The organism is Microcoleus sp. A6-C6 (assembly GCF_036705955.1).
In the GTDB taxonomy this organism is placed as follows: domain Bacteria; phylum Cyanobacteriota; class Cyanobacteriia; order Cyanobacteriales; family Microcoleaceae; genus Microcoleus.
This window is the reverse complement of record NZ_JAUBVR010000014.1, coordinates 1-20,986: the sequence shown is the minus strand read 5'-3', so window position 1 is coordinate 20,986 and position 20,986 is coordinate 1. Positions and strand designations below refer to the sequence as shown.

The window sequence follows — 20,986 nt, the reverse complement described above, 5'->3', positions numbered from 1 at the left end:
TATAATTTTTCTCGTTTAGGTGAGGGATCTATGATAATTGGTAATTAGTAATTGGCAATTGGCAAGAAAGCAATCGCGCACGGGGGCAAACTCACTTGAGAACTGCTATAAGATTAAAATCAATGATGCAACAAACTGAAAAAGTAAGGACACGGCAATGCCGTGTCCCTACAGATACTCGCCTACAATAAGCAGCGGATAACTCTAGACAAACTGGCCGGTGGGATTTGTTCGCACCCGACGAATCCCAATCACCGACGGCATCGGCGATCGGCGCGAATCATTCGAGATATTGCTCGGCCACAAACTACCACGAGAAACAGTCCGAGTTTGATTAAAAACAGCACCGTTTAAATCCAACATTTCAATTTGACGGCGCAACACAGTACCATCATCGATCGGACAATCTTCCCCCGGATGCTGCACCGCAAGCAACAGCGTATCTCCAACAAAAGTCGGCCCCGTCATTTCGCAGCGGTTCGGGCCGTGAGCAAACGGAACTACAGTTCCCGCATTCGGCCCGGAAGTCGGAATATAAAACAGCCAATTGTTGCCGAAAACACCCGTAAAATCCGAGACATTTCCAGTCTTCGTGTGGTCGATCGCACTTGGCTTACCAACAGCACCCACATCAAAACCGTTGTGCGTAGAAGTAGACATATCAGTCACACCCCAAATATTGCCTTGAGGGTCAAAAGCCAAGTTGTCCACACTCGCAAATCCCGCCCCAGCTACTGTACCAGCTTCTCCACCTTGGGCTAAACGCTGCCAGCGGAAAGTCAAACCAGCACCATCGGCACTATCTTCAATTATTTTGTAAAGTCCTCCCGACTGCTGGGTGCTATTGAGTGCGCTACCGTATTTAGCAACAGTAAAAATGCGAGAATCTGGATAGCCATCGCTTCCCGGTGCGCCGTCAGTATATGCAATAAAAACTTCCTTCGTAGTAGGATTAACTTCCAAATCTTCCGGCCGCGCCGTCGGAGTACCACCAATCAAATTAGCAGCTAAGAAAGCATCAACTAAAACCGCACCTTGGCTGCTGTAGAAATTAGCAAGAGTTTTATTTCTGTAGCCGGGAAGTGCTGTTGCTTCATTAGTTGTATCTACTACAAAAGAACCGCCATCTTCGGTTTGACTTGCAATTCCGCTGCGTTTTGGCAAGCGAGTATTGCCATCTCTTTGAGCTTTGCCAAAACTTGCTAATTCCGCCTCGGCAACTTTTTGGGGACTCACTGGATTGGTTTGGCTATTGATTGTCAGTGGTAGCCATCTTCCCGCACCGTTGCGATTGTATTGGGCGACGTACAAAACGCCGTCTTCCAATAATTTGCTGTTGGTTTTATCTGCGGGATTTGTGACAGTACCGTTGCTGACAAATTTCCAGGTGTGTCCGCCGCGCCGATCGTCCCCCATGTACACTACTAACTTGCGTCCCGCTTCGGCGCGAATAGCGACGTTTTCGTGGCGGAAACGGCCTAAAGCTGTGTGTTTGCGGGGGCGGAAGTTGGGATCTTGGGGATCGACTTCTACCATCCAGCCGTATTTTTCGCCCACTAAGCCGAATTCTTCGCCGGTAGTACCCTTGGGATAGCCGGTTTGGCCGCCGTTGGGTTTGATGTTTTCCTGAACTCCCACGAAGAATAGTTCGCTACCTTGGAAATTTTCTTCGGCGGAGAGGATTGTGCCCCACGGGGTGGTGCCGCCGGAACAGTTGTATGCTGTGCCGATGATGCGGTTGCCGAGTCCGTCGCTGTTGACTGCTGCGAAGACTTGGGTGGCTGCGGGGCCTGTACCTGTGAGATAGTTATTGTCGCCTTGTCTGGTTCCCCATCGGGTGACATCTTTGTATTTATCTGAACGCTGGCTGTTGATTCCGAGGCCGGAAAGTCCGTGAATGCGTCGGTTGAGGGGGTCGCGGGCGATCGCCTGAAAGCGTCCGTCAGCTTGTTTGGTGATGCGGACGATCGAACCACCGAGATTGTACAGGAATTCGCCGAGGGTATCGCGATTTTTTACAGATAAGTCTAGACCGAGGACGGCGCGATCGCTCGCTGGAAAAGATGCCACATCTGACGGGGCTTCGGGCGCAACTTTCGACATCGGGAAAGATATGTATTCGTGGTTTACCCACAGATAGCCGTCGTCATTGCTGCCGCGCAGGCCTACGAAGCCCGTGTAATCGTTGTTGTAGCCAAAATAGTCGGCAGAATCGGGGAAAACTCGATCGCCCCAGCGGAGAATTACATAACGTTCGTATTCCGGCGGCACAACCACATCGTCAACCACGCTGTAACTGGTTAATTTCGTATCCCCTGACGCACTCATCACAGTGCCGATTCCCCCCGGCGCAGTCGGCATGAAACTCGACATTTCTCGATAAATTGGCAGCGGGTGGGGAAGTCTTAGAGGAGTGAAAGATGTTGGAAGTACAGCAACGGCATCGCTGGAATTGATGCCGAACAGTGTTTGAGTTAGCTTAGGAGCAAGCACAGTGGTAGCTGCACTGCTGCCGAAGAAAATTAGCAGTTGTCGGCGAGTTATTTTAGACATAAATTCCTTTTGATCCCAACATCCCTAGTCAGACGAGTCTTTATAGAAATTTACTACTATTAAATTAAGGATAGTTAAACTTCTGGTTAATTAAAGTAGGGGAATATTTTGGTTAAAAACACGTTAAATAAAAACGTTCGTAGTGCGGACTTTAGTCCGTGACCTATTGCGGACTGAAGTCCGCACTACGAACCATTTTTATTATGGTAATCGACCAAACACAATCTCAATCATCTCGAAAAGCCGGATCGTTTTGTCGGGATGCCGATCGACTAGGCGCTGGTACATTAATCCTTTGCGAAGGCCCGGAATTTGCGGGCGAAATATTGGGATCTATGAATCCCAGCAGCAATTTAGCATCTGCAAAATATCTCGTCCACCGTTCGATACTCGCATCTTTCTGCCACTGGCTGCGGGATACTCTCGATCGCAAAACCGGAACTCTTTGCCGGCTGCGATCGGCTGTAACTATCACCGTAACTTCTGTTAATCCTGGATTTTCTTGAAACTCGCGGGCGATCGACAATGTGGCCAAATCTTCCGCCTGCTGCACCAAACTCGCAAAAGATTGACTACCGTCCGAATCTAAGGTAATATAGCTTTCCTTAGTTTCTGCTAAAGATACTGATATACTTGCGGCCAAAAAGACCGTTGCTAAAATAAAGGTTGAACATAAGCGCCGATGCAAACTCATTCTTTTTCAAACTCAATGCTAATACTTGTCAATGATAATAAACAAAATTTAACAGCCGATTAAGCTGTGATTAAAAAACTCAGGACTGACGACGCATTAAGACTAAAGAAACCTGGTTTTTACTGAATCTGCGGGCTGCAAACACGTCTTTTCGTAAAAAAACCAGGTTTCTGACTGCGCCTGCGTCCAGGACTGATAATATTTTGTAGAGTCGGGTTTTCCCCCTGAAGTCAATCCGTTAAATCCGTTAAAAAATCCGCTGCCGAACTTCCTTCTTCCTGCAATGAAACTAACAAAATGCGCGATCGCCCTCGGTAGCAACTTAGGCGACTCCCTCGCCACACTCAAAAGTGCGATCGCAACTCTCAACAATACTCCAGAAATCACAGTAAATTCTTATTCTAGTTGGTATCAAACCGCCCCCGTCGGGCCGCCACAACCCGATTATATTAATGCCTGTGCCATCCTAGAAGTTGCACTAGAACCCGAACAATTGCTAGCAACTTTATTAGAAATTGAAATAAAATTTAATCGGATTCGCCGCGAAAAATGGGGGCCGAGAACCCTCGACCTAGATTTGCTGCTGTATGATGATTTAATCCTAGACACTCCGACACTGACTTTACCTCATCCCCGGATGACCGAAAGAGCTTTTGTATTAGTACCTTTAGCCGAAATTGCGCCGGATTGGGTGCATCCAGTGACGAAAAGTACGATCGCACAACTCCTGCAAACGGTAAACTGTTCAGGAGTGGAAAAAATGAAAGTGTAGAAATTGAGCAAAATTCCGGGCTGCGATCGCCTATGATGTTTTAAATCGGTGCAATCAAACATTATTCACTTATCGCTTATGTCGATCGGTCAAGAACTACCCCAACTCCTCAAACAGCGCCTGTTTTACCAAGGGCGTAAATTCAACTTTGACGTAGCTAGCCTCCGCCTTCCCAACGGTTCCGAAGGCGACTGGGAATGTATTCGCCACCCCGGCGGAGCACTTGCAGTTCCCGTCACCCCCGAAGGTAAACTCGTCTTGGTGCGACAATACCGCTTCGCAGCCAAAGGACGGATTTTAGAATTTCCCGCAGGTACTGTCGAAAGCACTGAAAGCCCCGCCGAAACTATCAAACGCGAAATCGAAGAAGAAACCGGATATCGCGCCGGAAAATGGCGGGAATTAGGCAAATTTATGCTCGCCCCCGGTTATTCCGATGAAATCATTTATGCTTTTTTAGCACAAGATTTGGTCAAATTGGAAAAGCCACCAGCGCAAGACGATGATGAAGACATGGAGACAGTTTTATTCACTCCAGAAGAATTAGAAAAAGCGATCTTAGCTGGCGAACCAATTGATGCGAAATCTATTTCTAGCTTTTTCTTGGCGCGTCCTTTTCTGACTTGAAGCAGACCGTCCTAGACGCAGATAATCTATCTGTAAGGTGCTCTTCGGCGCACCCTACTTATTGTATAGTAGTAAGGTGCGCAGTGCGCACCCTACGGGGAACTGTATAAAGTTAAAATATAAAAAAATGTCTGATTTAATTTTATTTTGGCACCGCCGCGACTTGCGTATTTCTGACAACATCGGACTAGCCGCAGCGCGCCAGCAAAGCCCGAAAATAGTTGGAGTTTTTTGTCTGGATCGCAATATTCTCGATCGCGATGACGTAGCACCAGCCAGAGTCACATACATGATCGGCTGCTTACAAAAACTCTCCTCGCGTTACAGCGAAGCAGGCAGTCAATTACTGATAATTCAAGATGATCCGATTCTAGGAATACCGAAATTAGCAACAGCGATTAATGCTAAAGCAGTATTTTGGAACTGGGATGTAGAACCCTATGCAAAAAAGCGCGATCAGTCCGTATCAAATGCCCTCGAACAAGCCGGAATTCAAGTTCAAAATTTCTGGGATCAACTCCTGCACGCCCCGGACGAAATTCGCACCGGCACAGGGAATCCCTACACAGTTTATACACCATTTTGGAAAAAATGGAACAGCAAACCGAAAGCCCAACCTGTAGAGACACTGCCGATAACTGATCTGGAATTAATGACTGGATTAACCGCAGAAGAACAAGAAATTGCTAACCAAGCAGGAGCAATTGAAACACTGCCAACGCCATCTAGTTTGGGATTTATTTGGGAAAATTCGCTGTTAATAGAACCCGGAGAAGATGCGGCGCGAGCCAAGTTGGAAGATTTTTGCGATCGGGCAATTTACCAATATCAAGAACAGCGCAATTTCCCCGCAATTAGTGGCACATCCGAACTCAGCGCCGCCCTCAAATTTGGTGCAATTGGCATCCGTACTGTTTGGCAAGCTACCCAGATAGTAATGGAAACTTGCCGCAGCGAAGAAGCCTGCAAAAGCATCAGCACTTGGCAACAGGAAATAGCGTGGCGAGAATTTTACCAACACGCCATGTATAACTTCCCAGAATTAGCAGACGGGCCGTATCGTAAAGCATTCAAAGACTTTCCTTGGGAAAACGATGAAAAGCTGTTTCAAGCTTGGTGTAGGGGCAAAACTGGCTATCCAATTATCGATGCGGCAATGCGGCAGTTAAATCAGACTGGTTGGATGCACAATCGCTGTCGCATGATAGTCGCTAGTTTCCTCACCAAAGATTTAATCATTAACTGGCAGTGGGGTGAAAAATACTTCATGCAAAATTTGATTGATGGCGACCTTTCTGCTAATAATGGCGGCTGGCAGTGGAGTGCATCGAGCGGCATGGACCCGAAACCTTTGCGAATATTTAATCCCGCCAGTCAAGCTCAGAAATTTGACCAGGAAGGGGAATATATTCGGCAGTGGGTTCCAGAATTGCGCCGAGTAGACACTAAACTTTTGCTAACAGGAAATATTTCGCCTTTAGAACGCCGACTGCTTCATTATCCCGATCCGATCGTAGACCACAACGAGCAGCAGCGCAAGTTTAAGGAACTTTACAAGCAGCAAAAAATCGTTGACTAAGTAGATGAATTGATTTTTGTTTGTAGTGAGGACTTTAGTCCTTCTTCATCCAAAATTAGAGGACTGAAGTCCTGACTACGAACCGCAGAGGACTGAAGTCCTGACTACGAACCGCAGAGGTATTGCGCACCCGAAACTTAAAAATAATCCACAAGTTATAATAAACTTACATAAATCGGAGGTTGAAATGGTAACGCTGCAATTAAGACAAATCAGTGTACCACCAGGACATAGACTGCTGTTACATGATGTCAATTGGCAGGAATTTGAAGCGATTTTAGAGGAGTTGGGAGAACACCGTGGCTCTAGAATAACTTACAGTCAAGGAACTTTGGAGATTAGGATGCCACTCCCAGAACATGAATTTAATAAAGAGATCATTGGCGATATGGTCAGAATACTAATCGAAGAACTTGAAATTGACTTTGAACCATTTGGTTCGACGACTTTTAAGCGAAAAAGTATGTTACAAGGAATTGAACCTGATAAATCTTTTTATATTCAAAATTACGCTTTAATGATTGGCAAAAAGCGCATCGACTTAACTATCGATCCTGCGCCGGATTTAGCAATTGAAGTCGATTTAACTTCTAAAACTCAATTGGATGCTTACGAGGCTTTGGGAGTTCCTGAAATTTGGCGCTATGAAAATAAAAGGCTTCAGATTAATGTGCTTGAAGATGGGAAATATGTTGAATCGGAATTTAGTCCGATATTTCCCAATCTGCCAATTATTGGAGCTATTTCTCAATATTGCGAACAAAGTCAAACAGCGGGGACAAGTCAAACTCTCCGATTGTTTCGGAAATGGGTTAGAGAGCAAATACAAAATTGATCGCATATCCCCAATTTTCTAACAGCAAACGCCCTAATCTCGTTGGATTTTTAATTTCGTTTTTGGGAAATTGAGAGAGAATAAGGGTGTTGAGCTTGCGATCGATCGCCCACAAAAATCACATAAGTTCCCTTGTCCCCATAACCGGAAAATTCTACATTCCCCGCAGCAGCATTCGCCGGTAGCACGCAGAAACGACCCCTCGGCCCCTGAATCATCAAAGTCGGAGCTCCCGCAGTTTGTACTGCAATTTTCCAGTAAGGTAAATCCTGGGTTACTTCGATGACGTGGTTTGGGCCTTGGGCTACAAAACCGCAGTCGCCGCTATTGTTCGGGCCGCCGGAGACTCCCGAAACTCTCAGCGGTTCGGGAAATCCTGGAGCAATTTGCAGCGGTTGGCTCCGAATAGCTCCGGCATCCGCTAAAATCATTGCTAAGGCTAGGGTTACGATCGAGCCAAAGCGTAGTCTGGGGCGATCGCAGGGATAGCATATCTTCATTTTTATCCTTATTTATCCGAAATTTATCGGAACATAATGGCTTCGGTTCTACTTCTTTGACAGTAGAAGATAATTAGGGGTTCCGAACACGCTAATGTGACTCTTATTAATGTGACCGTCCTAAAATGATTAATGTACAGCTAAACTAACTCCAATTTTTTTTATGAATCCTCAAAATAACTTCAATTGGCAGCAGGCGATCGGATCACTAAAAGCTAAACTAGAGCGATCGCCTCTCATCCAACAAAATCCAGACAGCTATCAAGCCGTCGGAACCTTCTACAATCAATCTCTGGACAAGTTTCAAAGACTCCCCAAAGCGGGGCAGGTGGCAGTCTTTGCCGTCGGAGCGATAATTGTCCTGACTGTCTTCAATAGCATCGTACAGCTAATTTCCGCGCTGATGACTCTTGGCGTTCTGGGAGTGCTAATCTACATAGCGTACAAATTGGCAATTGCTCCTGATTCCTCCAACTAACGACTAACAATAGGAAATTATAAATATGGCTAGCCCAACCGCACCCGGTGATATTAATCAACCCGATCCATCTTGGCAGACACAATCCCAGCAAATGCCACTGCTGGTTCGCCGGTGTGGCGCTTGGGCCGTTGAAATTTCGTTAATTGCAGCTAGCGCCCTGGTTCCCTTCAGTATCGGGGCATTGGTTAACAAAGAAGCTCAAACCGTGCCACTCAATCCCTCGGTAGCAGCAGCATCGGAAACTGTCGCCCGTGTTTTGGCTATCCCCGTGCGCGATCGCAACCCCAGAGTTGCACCCCTAACTAATCTATTCTGGTCGGGGGCACTGCTAGCACCGGCAGTTTTAGCTGCGTGGCAGTTGTTTTTGCTCGCCAGAACCGGTCAAACTCTCCCGAAACGCTGGTTTGGGGTCAAACTTGTCACAGCGTCGGGTGTTCCTCCGGGTTTTCGGCGAGTGCTAATTCGTGAAAGTTTGGGGCGCTGGGGAGTGCCTCTGGGCGTCGCCTACGGCATTTGGCGCTTATCGGGCGCGTTTCCTGATTTAATCATTTTAGGCGGGCTGAGTGGCTTGGCAATCCTCGCAGACGGGGCTTTTGCGTTGCGCTACAAACGGCAGTCGGGGCACGATCGACTTGTGAATACTTTGGTTGTCAATGCTCGATCACACGAACAATCTGCCAATCCTGTCAAAAGTCAAGAATGGACTCAGGAAGATGCCCAAATTGCAGCTTTGGTTTTGACTCCCGAAACTGGGGTGAAGGAAGATCCCAGTTTGTGGAATTGGATGCGCCAACATCCAGGCACAACTTTAGTAATAGTTACCATCGGCAGCGCGGGATTGATTTTAAGTTTGTTTGTTGGCACTCTGATTTACACTCAAAGTCAAGCAAATATGCGGGATTCTCGGCAACGGAATGACGAATTATTTGTGGCTTTAGTGAATAAATTGTCTCCGACTTCGGCTAACGGAACATCGGGCAGGCGATCGGCAATTTTAGCTTTAGGCGCGGTAGAAGACTCCCGCGCCGTACCGCTGTTAGCCGATTTGCTGGCGCAAGAAGACAGCAAGGTCATGTTGGACGCGATCCAGCAAGCTTTAGTTAGTACCGGCCCGAAAGCTTTACCTGACTTGCAACGGCTGAACCAAGCTCTCAGCAATGACCTGGAATCCCTGCGCTACGGAGGGAAGACTGCGGAACGTGAGTTAGCGGCTACCCGTCAGAGAACAGTGCAAAGGGCGATCGGCAAAATTCTCACAGTGTATAGCAGCCAGCTCAACGGCGCGGATTTGAGCCGCACAGATTTAAGTCAAAGTCCTGCCGGCCCAGGTCAGTTTACTTTAGTATTAGACAAAGTTGACTTGTCAGGAATTAAACTCAGAAAAACCAATTTAACCAATGCCAGCTTGCAAGGAATTCGCTTTTATGGAACTGGCGAAGACAGGCGACCGGGTACATTTGACGATTGGATTTCTGACTTAAGCGAAGCTAATTTTGAGGGAGCAAATTTAACCGGAGCATCTTTGAACAGTGCTGTAATGAACCGCACTACTTTTGTGCGTGCTGTCCTGAACAAAGCTAATTTATCAAACGGAATTTTGAATGGAGCTAATCTTAGCAACAGTCTTTTAATTGGGGCAAATTTGCAGCAAGCAATGTTAAAAGATGCAAGCTTTACCGGGGCAGATATCGGCAGCGCGAATTTTTCGGGAGCGAATTTGGCAAGTGCGCGTTTGGGCAAAGTCAAGGCTCAAGGCACTCAGTTATCCTTCACAAATTTGTCTAAATCCGAATGGCAAGGTGCTGACTTATCTGGTGCTGATTTATCCGGTGCAAATTTACAAAATGCCGATTTGAGTTCCGCTAAACTCGCTAACGCGAATTTAAAAGATGCTCGGTTACAAGATGCTAATTTGCGGAATGCAGACGTAAGTTCGGTGGATTTTCGGGGCGCGAATTTAGCGGGAGTGAATTTTCAAGGGACTGTGTTTCTGGGGAAGGCGACTTCGGAGCAATTTATTCAAAGTCCTGTCGGTAGTAAATCAGGTCGATTCCAAGGAGTTAATTTTGCCGATGCTAAGAATTTAGATCAAAGTCAAATTGCTTACATTTGTTTGCAGGGTGGGAGTCATCCGAAGTGCCCGCAGAAGAATTAAGCGATAATGATTATTATCTCTTTTATAGGAGTAACAGAAGCGATGACCGAATTACTGGAACGGGCGATCGCCCGCTTGAAAAGCCTACCAGCTAGTCAGCAGGATACGATCGCAGCAATGATTGTAGAAGAACTTGAAGATGAAGTTAAATGGGATGCAACTTTTGCAAATTCCCAAGATTTACTTGCTAAGCTTGCCACCGAGGCAATGGCTGAGTATCGTGCAGGTAAAACCCAAGAGTTAGATCCGGAAAAATTGTAAAGTCACGCACTACCACTCAATTCCGTAAAGCATTTGCGAGACTACCTAAGCAAGTTCAGGATCAGATCTGTGAAGCATACCGCCAATTCAGACAAGATCCTGGTCATCCAAGCTTACGTTTCAAAAGAGTGCATCCAGAATTACCAATTTATTCTGCTCGGATTAGCAAAAACTATCGAGCAGTTGGACAGCTAGATCAAGATACAATCATTTGGTTTTGGGTGGGTTCACATACAGAATATGACAGGCTGCTCTCTCAGCTATAGCACCACTAGCATCAGCAGTGAGTTGTCATCGGGGATGGGACAGATTTTGATTGCTGATTTTAATCTAAAGAGTGGGGCAAACACAGGGGGATTACCCCTACAAAATGCCAAATATTCGGAAATCAGGTAAGATTATCAGGATCAATCCCTAACTCTCGCAATCGTTCAGCTAGGCGATCGGCGCGCTGAGATTCCTGTTGTGCGCGTTGCGATTCCTGTTGGAGACGTTGCGCTGATTCCTTCACCTGTTCTTCAGGAGTCAAATAACGTTTTCCATCAGCATCGTACCAATACAACCACTCCCTTGTCACCCCAGAATAATTGCCCCTTTCACAGCCAATTCCCAAACCAATCTCTGGCATCCAAACTAGATTTTCTGGCTGTAACTCATAGGAACCATTGACTAACTTATATACTTCCAAACGGGGTTTACGTCGGCGGCGGGAAGAATAAATGACGTAATAAAGTACGCCTAACCTTTGATATTCTTCCAACTTGGCGGTGTATTCCTTGCGAGGAGTCGGGGAAACAACTTCCAGTACAAAACTGGGCATGACCTTTTCCTCCCACACCACATAACTTGGACGCAATTCTTCATCATAAAACCGTTGCACCCCTAAACTCAAGAAGGCATCTGGCACAATCGGAGGTTTTTCGGGGTGATGGTAAAGACCCATATCTATACCAAAAAACCAGTCCATGCGTTCCCCCCAAAGTATGAGCAATATTGCTTTTAGCAATCCTGGGATTAATTCTTGCAGTTCGTTATCCACTGGTGTTTCATCTGAGTCTGGTAGTTCGTCGGCTGAGGGCCAGTGCTTCGGAAAGTTGTAATCTAACATGGCGGCTTTTCTCGAAACTCACTAATATTATAGCATTCACTTGTTTTGTGTTTTTTGGGAATTTGGTTGAGATTTTAACGAACCGCGAAGACGCGAAGGAAGAGAATCAAAAAGAAGAAGATAGATCAAATCGTGTTCGGTGGCATTTTTATTGTTTGTCTCTTCGGACACTTGAAGCTGTCGGACACAATCTAAGCCACTTAATTTGAAATAATTTTTGTAAAGATCGGCTGAGAGTTGCCCGATCGCCTATACTAAGCTAATCATTCGGTTCTAATGGGGAGCAGCCATTAGAGGAAACGGGGAAAGTTCGGTGTAAGTCCGGCGCTGTCCCGCAACTGTAATGAAAGCCATGTCGCTTTCTAAGTCAGGATGCCCGCCGATGTGTTTGTTTACATAGTTTCATCTGCGAGGTTCAGCGTGAAGGCCAGAAATCGGAAATTAGTCAGCCTGGGATTGATGGCTGGCTTAAGTTGTTATATTGTCCTCGGTTCGGCAACCCCCGCCGCAGCTATGCACATTTCGGAAGGTTTTTTGCCGGTGCAATGGGCGGCGTTTTGGTGGATAGTGGCGTTACCTTTTTTTCTAGTTGGTTTGCGATCGATCGCCCGGATTACAAAAGAACACCCGGAACTTAAACTGCTGTTAGCTTTGGCGGGTGCGTTTACTTTTGTGCTTTCTGCTTTAAAAATTCCTTCGGTAACGGGCAGTTGTTCTCACCCGACGGGTACTGGTTTGGGTGCGATTTTGTTCGGCCCTTCGGTGATGGCTGTACTCGGCGCTTTAGTGCTGCTTTTTCAAGCGGTTTTGTTGGCCCACGGCGGCTTGACAACCCTGGGAGCAAATATGTTTTCGATGGCGATTGTTGGCCCTTTTGCTGCGTATTTTGTCTATCATTTGCTGTTGCGAACTGGTAGTCAGCGGGCGGCAATTTTTTGTGCTTCGGCTTTGGCAGATTTGCTGACTTATGTGATGACTTCGATTCAATTAGCATTGGCTTTTCCCGCAGCAAGCGGCGGTTTTATGGCTTCGTTTCTCAAGTTTGCTAGCATCTTTGCTATTACTCAAGTACCCCTGGCGATTAGTGAGGGATTGCTGACTGTATTAGTCTGGAATTGGCTGCATTCCTACGGAAAGCCAGAGTTGGAAACTTTGAAATTATTGAGACAGGAGTCATAAAGTCGTGAATCAAAAACCTACAAAAAATCAGCAAGCTACCGCGCGACAAAATTGGTTATTGGTTGGCGCTGTGGTTGTTCTTGCTGTTATTCCTCTGGTATTTGTGCGGGGTGAATACGGCGGCGCTGATGGCCAAGCTGAAAAAGCAATTAGCGAAATTCAACCGGGGTATGAACCTTGGTTCAATCACTTCTTTGAACCGGCGAGCGGCGAAATTGAAAGTTTGCTGTTTGCGTCTCAAGCGGCGATGGGGGCTGGCGTAATTGGCTACGTGATTGGGTTGTATAAAGGCCGATCGCAATCTCAGCAGAATTCCGATCGCAAAACCTTGGAATGAACCATCAAATTGATAGTCTGGCTTATACAAATCGCTTGCGCGGTTTGCCGCCCTCTCACAAACTATCATTTGCGATCGCCCTTTTAATCCTGTCTCTAGTTTCCCATGCAGCGGTGCAGTTGTCGATCGCCCTGTGGTTGACAATCTGGATCGTCGTTTATGCGGGAATTGCGGCGAAACTCTATCTGCGGTTGCTCTCGCTACCGTTGATGTTTTTGCTGACGAGTTTGCCTGCTTTGGCGATGGGTGCGGTTGCGGGCGATCGCATCCCGGAAATTCAGTGGGATATTTGGCAAGGTTGGGGAATTAGCATCGGCACTTTTTATATCTATGTGAGTCGCACTGGAATATACCAAGTGAGCTTGCTGTTTGCCCGCGCCTTCGCATCCACAAGCTGTATGTACTTCATCCTGTTGACAGTACCATTTACCGAAATATTGCAGATTCTGAGACAATTACGCTGTCCAGAGTTAGTCACAGAACTGCTATTACTAATGTACCGCTTTATTTTTAGCTTATTGGCGATCGCCGACGAACTTTGGACAGCCCAAAACTCCCGCTGCGGCTACCGCACTTGGAAGCGGGGAATGCACAGTTTAGGCATTTTAATCGGTCAATTGCTGCTGCGAACTTTAGAAAATTACCGTCAAGTTTCCCTGACTTTAGCCTCGCGCGGCTTCAACGGAGAACTCCGCGTTTGGAATTCCTACCCTTACAAACCCTCGCGCAGATATACATTTGAAGCCGTGTTTGGCTGCACAGTTTTAACCCTGTTAAGTATTGTCAGGATACCGGGCATTTGAAACCGCGTTTGTACAGAATCGGCGGTTAAAACCGCGTCTATACAGAATCGGCGGTTGAAAGAAGAATCGGCGGTTGAAACCGCGTCTACACAGACAAAACCTGCCTCCGCAGGTTAAAGAATCGGCGGTTAAAACCATCTTATTGTCTTTAGTCCGCGGAGGCGGACATTGTTTGTGTAGACGCGGTTTCAACCGCCGTCTCATCTCGGACTTTGTGTAGATGCGGTTTCAACCGTACGTCCCATCTTTGTGACAAAACCATAATATGACTTTTATGAACTAAACCAATGAATTATATGAATTGACCTTACTAGAAATCTATTGAATAATAGCAATCAATAGCTACTCAGTAGGAATCATCTCATGAACAAACAGCAGTTAAAAAAAATAACTTATTTTATCACCACATTATTCACCGTATTTCTGGTCACAGTCACTCATGCAGCCGCCCAACAACTACCATTTTACTGGGAGAATATCAACGTCCTAATCGACGTTCAGACCAACGGAGATATGTTAGTCACCGAAACCCAAAAATATGTATTCACAGCCGACTACAACACTGAACGATATCGCTACATTCCTTTAGATAAAGTCGATGAAATCAAAGATGTTACAGTTGCCGAAAACAATCAAACCATTGCTAGTACAACTGGGATTGATGAAAACAATCAGCTGTGGATTCGTTGGCAACATCAATTAAAAGCGCCAGAATCACATACTTTTGTTATCAAATATCGTGTTGTAGGTGGATTGCAGCTAGATGGCGAGAATACTCAAGTTTATTGGAAAGCCATTGCAGCCGATCGCAAAGCCCCGATTAATGCTGCAAAGGTTAGGGTGCAATTACCAGAAGCTTTGTCAGGTAAAGTTCTCTCATTTACGAATTTTGGTACGGCAGCCATTCCTCGCAAAGTAGATGGTAAAACATTTGAATTTATGGCAAGTCAGCCTGTTCTACCGGAACAAGAATTAGAAGTGCAAATCGCATTTCCCCAGCCTATTCTGAATATACCTCAACCTGGTTGGCAACAAACTGGCAACCAATCTCAATCTACTTCGGAAAAAAAAGGCTTTCCCATAATTTTTGTAGTGTTTTGGTTGGTATTTGTGGGGTTTTCCATTGGCGGTGGCGGCAGTGTTAGCGTTGGTAGCGTTGGTGGCCTTGGTGGCGGTGGTAGCAACTATGACAGTGGCGGTGGCGGCGGTGGTGGCGGTGGTGGCGGCGGTGGTGGTGGTGGTGGTGGCGGTGGTGGCGGCGGTGGTGGTGGTTAATATTAACGGGACTTACGCATCACAACCAAAGAAACCGGGTTTTTACTTAATCTGTGGGCTGTAACGAAGTATTTCGGAAAAAACCCGGTTTCTGAGCACCAGTTGATATATTGATATCACCCAAATTGAGGAGACTGCACGTGCCGTTTCCCTACAAATAATCGGGCGATGGTTACATTTTTAATCGAGGAAGATTGATTATTTTATGGTAGGGAAACGGCATTGCCATGTCCGAATTTGCTTGATTTTCAGATAAACCGATCGCACTCCCTACAAAATCATATTCCAAATATGACTTTTATGAACTCAATTAATGAATTTTATGAATTGACGTTTAAAGAAATTAGTTGAATACTGATCGTAGATAACAACTCTTCTGTACATCTTAGATTAAAGCAGGTAGAAAAACATGATTAAATTAGTAAGTTTGTTTCGCAAACTTTTACCCTTAACACTATCTGTAGCAACAACGATCGCAGCAGCCGGCGCGATCGCCCCACCAGCATCCGCCCAAACCAATCCGCCACCACCCCAAGCCCAAGAAGTCCAAGTAGCCCCGGCTGAAGGAATCAGCATCCCAATGTGGATCTATCCCATCGGAGGACTTATAGTATTTTTTATCTTCGTACCTAAGATTGGCTGGATTTTGGGGCTAATTGCGATCGGCGAACGAGAAGTGGGAATTGTCACCAAGAAATTCTCCAGCAAAAACTTGCCATCCAGTAGATTAATTGCCCTCGATGGCGAAGGAGGTTTGCAAGCAGACACCCTTCCTCCCGGCTGGCATTTTGGTTATTTCCCCTGGCAATATAGCATTAAAAAAGAACCAGTCGTTGTCGTTCCTCAAGATGAAATAGGTTTAATTATTGCCAATGACGGAGCAACAATTCCTTCCGATCGCATTTTAGGAACAGTCGTCGATTGCGACAACTTCCAAAATGCCCGCAAATTCCTCACCAACGGCGGAGAAAAAGGACGGCAGCTAGCCATCATCACAACGGGAACTTATCGGATCAATACAGCTATATTTGAGGTCATAACTTCAGCGAATGCCGCTCAAAAGGGTATGCAGTCGTCGGAATTTAAAGTATACAAACTTGCTCCAGAGCGCGTGGGAATTGTGACCATACTAGATGGCGTTCCCATTGATGAAGGTGAAATTGCCGGCCCCATAATTCCAGGTCACAACAATTTCCAAAAAGCGCAATCCTTCATCAAGGGTAGCGGGCGCAGGGGCTTGCAAGAACAGATAATTCTATCGGGTTCGTGGAACCTCAATCCCTGGTTTGTGCAAGTTGAACAGGTAGAAATGACCGAAGTGCCGATCGGTTATGTAGGCGTAGTAATTTCCTTTGTGGGGGAATCGCAAAAAGATGTAAGTGGGGAAGCTTTTACCCACGGAAATCTGGTCAGCAAGGGCAATAAAGGCGTGTGGGTCGAGCCGCTTTATCCAGGCAAACATCCCGTAAATACAAAAGTGATGAAAGTCGAACTTGTTCCCACAACCGATGTAGTTTTAAACTTCACATCACGGTTTAGTGGAGAACACGGCTATGACTCCAAATTAAGTGCGATGAAATTGCTTTCTTTTGACGGATTTGGCTTTGAATTAGAAATTTTTCAAATCATTCATGTCGGTACTTTAGATGCACCGAGAGTGATTTCGCGGCAAGGTTCAATGCAGAATCTAATTGACCAAGTGCTGCGTCCAATTGTGGGCAATTACTTCCGCAATTCGGCTCAAGAATATACGATACTCGATTTTTTGATCGCCCGCAGCGATCGCCAAGCAGAGGCCGCAGAACACGTTCGTCAGGCATTGCGCGCCTATGATGTGCAAGCGGTGGACACTCTGATTGGTTTGATTTCGCCACCAGGGGAGTTGATGCAAACGTTGACCGATCGCAAAATTGCTCAGGAACAGGAGAAAACCTACGAAGCGCAGCGCAGTTCGGAGTCCCAGCGTCAAGAATTGGTGCGTGCAACTGCGATCGCGGACATTCAACATGAAGTGGTGGGGGCAGAACAAGGCGTGAAAATTGCTCAATTGACTGCTAGCGCTGCGATCGAACACGCCAACGGTCAAGCAGAAGGAATTCGCCTGATGGGACAAGCAAAAGCCGATGCTTATCAAGTTGGTGTCAGTGCTTTGGGCATCGAAAGTTACACGATGTTGCAAGCTATTCAGGCGATCGCAGATGGCAGCGTTCGCGTCGTACCCGATGTCGCAGTCAACGGTAGCGGCGGCGGTGGCGGTTTACTTGACGGTTTGATGGCAACATTCATGCGGAATGAAACCACCAAAAATGGAGACAAAGCAGAAGAATTACCTGTACTTAATGGACAAAAATCGGAGCCTCTTGTTGTGAATTATGTCGCTGATTTTACCAATAGCAAAGATTAATTCTGTATCAGTGAAGTCTCGTAGTTACCCAAGTCTCCGAATCATTCACCAGTTGCTAAATTTGAAGTTGTTGCTGAGAATTATCTTGATTCGATCCTTGGTTGATTCTCCTATATTTGAGTTAAACGGTGCAATTTGTAGAGAGGTATTAATTCCTCTCTTGATTTCTTTAGTCAATGCTAAAACTTGGTCATTCATAAAACTACAGGTGAAAAATGATGAAATTTATAGTTCAACACAAACACATGAATGCACCAAAGTTGATGATAGTTGCTTTAAGTGCGATCGCCCTAGCATTATCGGTCAATGGATTATCTGCGAAAGCCGCAGAAACGCAACCAGGAAACAGTAGAAAAACATTTGGTGATTGGTGTCGCGAGTATGTTTCTTTGAGTCCAGAAACTAGACATACTGTTGAAGCGCTTTTAGAAAAAGCAGGGACTGTTGACTGCGATGCAGCTAATCAGAAACTTTCGAGTTTCGCCTATCTCGTCCTCAGTAGCAATGAAATCACAGATGTCAAACCATTACAATCCTTGACTAGGCTGACTTGGTTAGACCTTAGCGACAATCAGATCACCGATATCAGACCATTGCAATCATTGACTAGAATGGTTCGGCTAGAACTCAAAAACAATCTTCTCAGCGACATTCAACCCTTACAATCATTAGCTAACCTGACTCAAATAAACCTAGATAGCAATAAAGTTAGTGACATCAAACCATTACAATCTTTGACAAAACTGACTAAGCTCGACCTCAGCAACAATCAAATCAATGACATCCAATCATTGCAATCTTTGACTAACTTGACTAATCTCGTCTTCAGTGACAATAAAATCATTGACATCCAATCATTGCAATCCTTGACTAATTTGACTGAACTCACCCTCAGAAATAATCAAATTAGTGACATCAAACCATTGCAATCCTTGACTAAGCTGACTGATCTCACCCTCAGTAATAATAAAATCAGCGATATCCAATCATTGCAATCCTTAACCAACTTGACAAAGATTTACCTAGACACAAATCAAATCAGTGATCTTAAACCATTACAATCCTTGACTAACCTGGAAGAGATTTACCTCAACAACAATCAAATCAGCGATCTTAAACCATTGCAATCCTTGACCAAGGTATTTACCCTTAACCTGGACAACAATCAAATCAGCGATATCCAACCATTACAATCCTTGATCAAGCTAATTAATCTGTTCATGAGTAACAATAAAATCAGCGACATCAAGCCATTGCAATTTGTGACTAGCCTGACATCGCTTAACTTGGAAAAAAATCAACTCACTGATATCAAGCCATTACAACCTTTGGCCGAGCTCCGTTATGTTTACCTCAGCGGAAATCCTATTTCTCCTAAGACTTGTCCTCTTCAGGAAGGGTCTATCTGTATTTGGGAATCATTAAGTTATCCTTAAGTCCGCAAACTTGACATTTCTGAAAACTAGAACCACAAAATTATGACATTTATAGTTGGAGAAAAACACATGAATTTACAGATCGCAATTACTTGTAGTACACTCATCGCTGTAGTATTATCTGGAAACGGACTTTCAGTCTTAGCAGCAGAAACGCAACCCGCAAACAAAACATTTGGTGATTGGTGTCGGGAAAAAGCTGCTTTGAGTCCAGAAACTCAACATACTATTGAGCTGCTGTTGCAGGAAGCTGCAACTACTAATTGTGCTGAAGCTAATGAGAGGCTTTCCACTATCGAGGAACTTCAACTAGACGAAAATAAAATCAGCGACATCAAACCATTGCAATCCTTGACTAAATTGACTTATTTGTCCCTCATGAATAATCAAATTAGCGATATTAAACCATTGCAATCCTTGACTAATCTGATTAATCTCCGCCTCGCCATGAATCAAATCAGCGACATCAAACCATTGGAATCATTAACTAACTTAACCGAGCTTTTGATCAGCCACAATCAAATCAGCGATATCAAACCATTGCAATCGTTGACCAAACTGAATACGCTCTTCCTAATGAACAATAAACTAACTGATATCACACCATTACAATCGTTAATCAAATTGAATTGGCTTGAACTTGAAAATAATCAAATTAGCGATGTTAAACCATTAGAATACTTGACTAACTTGACTGTTCTCGGTCTCAAAAACAATCAAATCAGTGACATCAAACCCTTAGAATCTTTGACTAACTTGTATCAAATCAATCTCAGCGGAAATGCAGTTCCCCTCCTAAGATTATCTAGAAATGAAACTTCCTCCCAAATTCCAAAACAGCAACCAGAACAAATTGGAAAAACATTTGGTGATTGGTGTCGCGAAAAAGCTTCTTTAAGTCCACAAGCTCAACACACTATTGAGGTGCTGTTGAAGCAAGCTGACATTGATGAGTGTGATGCCGCTAATCAGATACTTTCGAGTCTTACAGAACTCTCCCTCAGCGACAATCTAATCAGCGACATCACACCCTTGCAATCCTTGACTAACCTGACTTCGCTAGGTCTCAGCGACAATCTAATCAGCGACATCACACCATTACAATCCTTGACTAACCTGACTTCGCTAGGTCTCAGCGACAATCAAATCAGCGACATCACACCATTACAATCCTTGACCAAACTGACTTCACTCAGCATCACTAAGAATAAAATCAGTGACATCAAACCCTTGCAATCCTTGACCAAACTGACCGAGCTTGACCTTAGATACAATCAAATTAACGACATTAAACCCTTGGAATCCTTGACTAACTTGACTGAACTCAACCTCGGTACTAATCAAATCAGCAACATCCAACCATTACAATCCTTGACTAAGCTGACTGAACTCGAACTCAACGACAATAAAATCATCAACATTACACCTTTGCAATCCTTAACTAACCTGAATCAACTCTTGCTGAACAAGAATCAAATCACGGACATCAAACCCTTGCAGTTTTTGACTAAACTGACCTGGATCTTCCTCAGCGACAATCAAATTAGTGATACCAAACCCTTGCAATCCTTAACTAGCCTGATTGAACTCGGTCTCGGCGGAAATCCGATCGAACCCAAAACGTGCCCCCTGAAGCCAGAATCTATCTGTAGTTGGGGAACACCATTTGTGTTCTAAAAATTGACTGTTCAGCAAAACAGCCAATTTTGATGAAACTCCTGTGGGGTGGGCATCATGCTCGCCCAGAACATACAAATATGACTTTTATGAACTTAATTAATGAATTTAATGAATTGACTTTAACCGCAATCTCTTGAATAATGATTGTAGCTAACAAGTTTTAAGTGAAAATCATATAAGGATAAAAACGGGTGCATCTCACTTTGGCAAATACATCAAATTGAAAGTTTACCGTTGAGATAAGCACAGCGAAGAGAAAGGATAGAGGGAACGCTCTCAATCTTCCATTGCGCTCCTGATATTTTCA

19 protein-coding genes and 1 riboswitch are annotated in these 20,986 nt (G+C 45.0%); of the genes, 15 read left to right on the top strand and 4 right to left on the bottom strand.

What is annotated here, in order from left to right; translation table 11 throughout:
• Positions 1-204: 204 nt before the first annotated feature.
• Both QUB52_RS08390 and QUB52_RS08385 read right to left on the bottom strand, forming a co-directional pair.
• A complete protein-coding gene (locus QUB52_RS08390; RefSeq protein ID WP_332973025.1) occupies positions 205-2,553 on the bottom strand; it encodes a PhoX family protein in 2,349 nt (782 codons plus the stop codon).
• 226 nt (positions 2,554-2,779) lie between these two features.
• On the bottom strand, positions 2,780-3,196 hold the full coding sequence (locus QUB52_RS08385) for a hypothetical protein (RefSeq protein ID WP_265240052.1): 417 nt from the start codon (positions 3,194-3,196) through the stop codon (positions 2,780-2,782).
• A 334-nt stretch (positions 3,197-3,530) separates the two neighbouring features.
• Here QUB52_RS08385 and folK point away from each other — a divergent pair, with 334 nt between their 5' ends.
• From folK to QUB52_RS08365, 4 genes are all read left to right on the top strand, one after another.
• Complete coding sequence (folK, locus tag QUB52_RS08380) at positions 3,531-4,019, top strand: 2-amino-4-hydroxy-6-hydroxymethyldihydropteridine diphosphokinase (RefSeq protein ID WP_332973024.1); 489 nt, start codon at positions 3,531-3,533, stop codon at positions 4,017-4,019.
• Positions 4,020-4,097: 78 nt separating this feature from the next.
• Complete coding sequence (locus QUB52_RS08375) at positions 4,098-4,646, top strand: NUDIX hydrolase (RefSeq protein ID WP_265240054.1); 549 nt, start codon at positions 4,098-4,100, stop codon at positions 4,644-4,646.
• A gap of 127 nt (positions 4,647-4,773) precedes the next feature.
• Positions 4,774-6,225 carry an FAD-binding domain-containing protein gene (locus QUB52_RS08370; RefSeq protein ID WP_332973023.1) on the top strand — a complete coding sequence of 484 codons (1,452 nt, stop codon included), beginning with the start codon at positions 4,774-4,776 and terminating at the stop codon, positions 6,223-6,225.
• Between the two features lie 187 nt (positions 6,226-6,412).
• A complete protein-coding gene (locus tag QUB52_RS08365) occupies positions 6,413-7,060 on the top strand; it encodes a Uma2 family endonuclease (RefSeq protein WP_332973022.1) in 648 nt (215 codons plus the stop codon).
• Between the two features lie 50 nt (positions 7,061-7,110).
• On the opposite strand, the gene QUB52_RS08360 is transcribed toward QUB52_RS08365, so the two are convergent.
• Entirely contained in the window at positions 7,111-7,560 is a 450-nt protein-coding gene (locus QUB52_RS08360; protein ID WP_265240057.1) for a hypothetical protein, read from the bottom strand.
• 163 nt (positions 7,561-7,723) lie between these two features.
• Between QUB52_RS08360 and QUB52_RS08355 the strand changes: the two genes are divergently transcribed.
• Genes QUB52_RS08355 through QUB52_RS29225 form a run of 4 tightly spaced genes read left to right on the top strand, consistent with a single transcriptional unit; the run spans position 7,724 to position 10,723 of the window.
• Complete coding sequence (locus QUB52_RS08355; RefSeq protein ID WP_265240058.1) at positions 7,724-8,038, top strand: hypothetical protein; 315 nt, start codon at positions 7,724-7,726, stop codon at positions 8,036-8,038.
• Positions 8,039-8,063: 25 nt separating this feature from the next.
• Positions 8,064-10,196, top strand: a complete 2,133-nt coding sequence (locus QUB52_RS08350) for a pentapeptide repeat-containing protein (protein ID WP_332973021.1) — start codon at positions 8,064-8,066, stop codon at positions 10,194-10,196.
• Between the two features lie 6 nt (positions 10,197-10,202).
• Positions 10,203-10,457: a hypothetical protein gene (locus tag QUB52_RS08345; protein ID WP_332973020.1), complete on the top strand. Its 255-nt coding sequence runs from the start codon at positions 10,203-10,205 to the stop codon at positions 10,455-10,457.
• Positions 10,451-10,723 carry a type II toxin-antitoxin system RelE family toxin gene (locus QUB52_RS29225; RefSeq protein WP_442923182.1) on the top strand — a complete coding sequence of 91 codons (273 nt, stop codon included), beginning with the start codon at positions 10,451-10,453 and terminating at the stop codon, positions 10,721-10,723. Before QUB52_RS08345 ends, QUB52_RS29225 begins: the two co-directional genes overlap by 7 nt.
• Before the next feature lie 122 nt (positions 10,724-10,845).
• Here QUB52_RS29225 and QUB52_RS08340 read toward each other — a convergent pair whose 3' ends face one another.
• Complete coding sequence (locus QUB52_RS08340; RefSeq protein ID WP_332973019.1) at positions 10,846-11,565, bottom strand: Uma2 family endonuclease; 720 nt, start codon at positions 11,563-11,565, stop codon at positions 10,846-10,848.
• Positions 11,566-11,816: 251 nt separating this feature from the next.
• Positions 11,817-11,963, top strand: a riboswitch (cobalamin riboswitch).
• Between the two features lie 61 nt (positions 11,964-12,024).
• Between QUB52_RS08340 and QUB52_RS08335 the strand changes: the two genes are divergently transcribed.
• The 7 genes from QUB52_RS08335 (at position 12,025) to QUB52_RS08305 (ending at position 20,676) form a co-directional block, all read left to right on the top strand.
• Positions 12,025-12,744, top strand: a complete 720-nt coding sequence (locus QUB52_RS08335) for an energy-coupling factor ABC transporter permease (protein ID WP_332968978.1) — start codon at positions 12,025-12,027, stop codon at positions 12,742-12,744.
• A 4-nt stretch (positions 12,745-12,748) separates the two neighbouring features.
• Entirely contained in the window at positions 12,749-13,081 is a 333-nt protein-coding gene (locus QUB52_RS08330; RefSeq protein WP_265240061.1) for an energy-coupling factor ABC transporter substrate-binding protein, read from the top strand.
• On the top strand, positions 13,078-13,884 hold the full coding sequence (cbiQ, locus tag QUB52_RS08325) for a cobalt ECF transporter T component CbiQ (RefSeq protein WP_332973018.1): 807 nt from the start codon (positions 13,078-13,080) through the stop codon (positions 13,882-13,884). Before QUB52_RS08330 ends, cbiQ begins: the two co-directional genes overlap by 4 nt.
• A 363-nt stretch (positions 13,885-14,247) precedes the next feature.
• Positions 14,248-15,159, top strand: coding sequence for a DUF2207 domain-containing protein (locus QUB52_RS08320; protein WP_332973017.1), 912 nt, complete (start codon positions 14,248-14,250; stop codon positions 15,157-15,159).
• Positions 15,160-15,568: 409 nt separating this feature from the next.
• Positions 15,569-17,563: an SPFH domain-containing protein gene (locus tag QUB52_RS08315; RefSeq protein WP_332973016.1), complete on the top strand. Its 1,995-nt coding sequence runs from the start codon at positions 15,569-15,571 to the stop codon at positions 17,561-17,563.
• 245 nt (positions 17,564-17,808) lie between these two features.
• A complete protein-coding gene (locus QUB52_RS08310) occupies positions 17,809-18,999 on the top strand; it encodes a leucine-rich repeat domain-containing protein (protein ID WP_332973015.1) in 1,191 nt (396 codons plus the stop codon).
• Positions 19,000-19,068: 69 nt separating this feature from the next.
• On the top strand, positions 19,069-20,676 hold the full coding sequence (locus QUB52_RS08305) for a leucine-rich repeat domain-containing protein (RefSeq protein WP_332973014.1): 1,608 nt from the start codon (positions 19,069-19,071) through the stop codon (positions 20,674-20,676).
• Positions 20,677-20,986 lie beyond the last annotated feature (310 nt).